Source organism: Methylobacterium sp. WL64, from assembly GCF_008039945.1.
Taxonomy (GTDB): domain Bacteria; phylum Pseudomonadota; class Alphaproteobacteria; order Rhizobiales; family Beijerinckiaceae; genus Methylobacterium.
Map to the genome: position 1 here is coordinate 1 of NZ_VRVA01000243.1, position 3,066 is coordinate 3,066.

The following is a 3,066-nucleotide window of genomic DNA, read 5'->3' on the forward strand; positions in this document are numbered from 1 at the left end:
GTGGCCCAGCTCGTGTGCCAGAGTAAAACGCATCCGATCTGCAGGCTGCTCTTGGTTCAACACGATCAGAGGCGGCAAGCCAGGTGCGGAAAATGTCACCCCATCCACGGCGGAACCGCCTAGAAAAGAATGGACGACAACAACTCCGGCTGCCTCAAGTGCCTTGGTCAAATGCTGGACCGGGCCGATTGGCATATTCCATTGAGATCGCACAAGGCCGGCTATTTTTTCCGGGTCTTCATGCGTCTCGATATCGAGGCGTGGGATTTTGTATGTAGCCTCAAGCTCAACAGCGTCGAGCAAGCGCCGCAGGTGCATCACTCGAATATTTAATTCGGCAATGATTACATCCAGGTCACGGGTTGTGACAGATGCCTTTTTTCTCCAGAGGGGATGCACACTCACGGGTGCGCCGAGTATGGAATCCGGCTGGTAGAAGAACGACCGTGGTAGATCATAAATCTCGGCGGCCCTGTCGATGACGTCGTCACCGATCGTCACGGTAATTTTATTCTCGATGCGTGACAGCGTTGCTTGGGTCAGCCCAAGCTGAGTTGCGGCCTCGCCCTGTGGTAATCCGCGCAGTTGCCGTGCAACTCGCAACATATCAGCATTGGCAACCTGAGCCATTTACTCGCTCTGCTTCTTCTCGTTCGCTGCATCCGGCTTGCGGATTTTGACTTTTGCGCCGCGCTGCGAGTCGTCTTGGACAACCGGGAACATTACAGCCTGAGCGGTATCTTTACCTGCGATCGCATACTCCCAAAGCTGCCGGTCGCCGTCGCGAGCCACGACCATCACGTGCTCAATCTGGGTTTGCAGACGGTTGAGGTGATAAAGCACTTCGACTTTGTAAACATCCGGGATACCAGGCAGCTCACGCTGCTGATCGACAAACTGCATAATCGCCTGAGTAGTGATATTTGAACCCAATCCGCTTGCGTCCGCCTTCTTAAAACGAACCAAGACTTTGTCATCAAAAACGAATTTCACCGTCTCGTCGCGGATGATGGTTCTGACACGCGGTTCGTCGGCAAACTGTGCCTTTGCCAAGCGAACCATGATGTCCTGCACAAAGCAGGCCCTGGTACGGGCGAACTCAAGAGGAGCTGTTAGAGGCAGCTGTTTGAATTCCTGCCAGGCACCATGCACCACAGCCAGGATTGCCGGTTCAAAAGCTTCAAGGGTCGCCTGAACGGCTTCCTGATCGATAAGTGACATGGGGCCTCCTCTTGTCCGTTAAGGATCAGGCACCAAATCTGCAAAGTCAACAATATTTTTGCAGTCGGCCATGCGCTTTGTGATGCGGGGAGTTGCCGGCTGTCTGTAAAAGTTGGGGTGTAGCGGAAGTTGAGAGGGCGGAGTGCGGGCTCCTTTTTGCGTATACGGGTCAAACGGATAGGGCTCGCGAACTAGCATGAGAGGCGACCATGGACAGGCGCACGATCACGGTCGAACAGGCCGAGGCCGAAAATCCCGGCGTGCCATCCGTCCCCGTCCTCAACAAGCCCTTCGGGGGCGTCAACGGTCAGTGGGAACGTCTCAAGGCGGCGATGCAGCCGGGCGATGATCTGGTTGCCTTCAATAGCCCTATCGAAAGCTGGCGCGCCTTCTGCGGCCGTCGCGGCGTCGCCCTCATGCGGGACGGCAAAACCGTCATGGAAGTCGTCACGATGCTGAACTGACGGCGGGCGGGGCTACGCCTCGAACGTCAGGCACGGATCATGGTCGCGTCCGTCATAGCCGGCCGGATTGCACAGGATGCGGGTAGCACCAAGGCGATAGTCAGACCGGGCATGGATATGACCGTGAACCCACAGGCCGGGGCGGCGGTCCAGGATCAGCCGTTCAAGGTCGGTCGCGTAGTAGTGGCTTAAAGCCTCCCCCTCCTCCGCTTCTGGGAGCGATGGGCGCGATGGCGCGAAGTGCGTCATGACGATGCCGCCCTCCTCCATGCGCTCGGTCAGGAACCGGACCTGTTCGGCATGGCGGGCCTTCACGCCCTCGACAGTCAGGCCGCGTACACGGCGGAAATCGTTCATGCCCTCTTGGCATTCCCGCTCGATCTCCGGGTTGCCACGGTCGAAGTCGGTCCAGAGGGTGCAGGCGGTGACGCCGAACGCCTGGAAGGCCGGACCGAAGCGATAATTGTCCCGCTCGGCCGGGGCAGTGTCGTCGTCCCACTCCCCACCATAGCCGTAATGGTTGCCGGGAACGTCGGCCACGGCATTGAAGCGGTCGCACAGGCGGTCGATCACGGCCCGGTAGATGTTGCGGCGGCGGTATGAACCGGTGTCGCCGGCGAGCAGCAGGACGGTGTCCCGGTCATCAGGCATGGGCGGCAACAGCCGGTCGATATGTTTCCCTGCCCTGTAGGGGTTCTCCGGCCAGAATTCCGAGTGAACGTCAGAGACAAGCCGGTAGCGCATGGCAGGAGGTTTCAGTGGTGGTGATGATCGATGCCTTCGAGCATGGCGTGCGTCGTCTCCCTGGACGCCTGCAAATGCGCCGCCTCGGCATCGGCAGGCGATAGTTGCGCCGGATGTTGGACGACATACAGGCCCGCGCCAGCATATCCGTCACGCTGCACGTCATCGATGGCCTTGTTGGCGATGGCGCTGAACAGGCTATCGGCGCAGGCCGGGCAGGCATCGACATAGGGAACAAGCGCCCGGTAGGCGGCGGCGATCAGCTCTCTTGCCAGCTCGCGCCCGTCGATCACGCCGCGCTCGTCAGGCTCGATGTTCCAAGCCAACTCGAAGGGCATAGGCGTCTCCCCAGCCGGAATTCGAGGAGGTTAGACCGGATAGGCACGGCGGCACCATGCCGATGCGCTGAAAGGCATCTATCCAGTCGGAGCCGAAGCAGCCTGCATTTGCGATTTAAAGCCCGTACAGGGCCGCGAAATTTTGGGGGTATCCGGCAGCGCTAAAAATAGAAGGGCCTACAGGCGCGAAAAAAAATCGGCGGTAGCGGTCATTCTGGAGGGCCTTGCGTGGCCCCTGTCTTCTCACTGGGTGGGCCTTGCCCGTATGGGGTGCGGCCGTCGGCCGGGATATCGAGAAC

At 59.4% G+C, this 3,066-nt stretch carries 5 protein-coding genes; 1 reads left to right on the forward strand and 4 read right to left on the reverse strand.

The window, feature by feature from the left end; translation table 11 throughout:
- A partial coding sequence (locus FV242_RS33355; RefSeq protein ID WP_147941940.1) for an XRE family transcriptional regulator occupies window positions 1-630 on the reverse strand: 630 nt, incomplete at its 3' end.
- Window positions 631-1,221, reverse strand: a complete 591-nt coding sequence (locus FV242_RS33360) for a hypothetical protein (protein WP_147941941.1) — start codon at window positions 1,219-1,221, stop codon at window positions 631-633. It lies immediately after the preceding gene.
- Between the two features lie 209 nt (window positions 1,222-1,430).
- Between FV242_RS33360 and FV242_RS33365 the strand changes: the two genes are divergently transcribed.
- A complete protein-coding gene (locus FV242_RS33365; RefSeq protein ID WP_147941942.1) occupies window positions 1,431-1,685 on the forward strand; it encodes a hypothetical protein in 255 nt (84 codons plus the stop codon).
- Between the two features lie 12 nt (window positions 1,686-1,697).
- On the opposite strand, the gene FV242_RS33370 is transcribed toward FV242_RS33365, so the two are convergent.
- A complete protein-coding gene (locus tag FV242_RS33370) occupies window positions 1,698-2,429 on the reverse strand; it encodes a metallophosphoesterase (protein WP_147941943.1) in 732 nt (243 codons plus the stop codon).
- A gap of 11 nt (window positions 2,430-2,440) precedes the next feature.
- On the reverse strand, window positions 2,441-2,767 hold the full coding sequence (locus FV242_RS33375; RefSeq protein WP_147941944.1) for a hypothetical protein: 327 nt from the start codon (window positions 2,765-2,767) through the stop codon (window positions 2,441-2,443).
- Window positions 2,768-3,066: the final 299 nt, after the last annotated feature.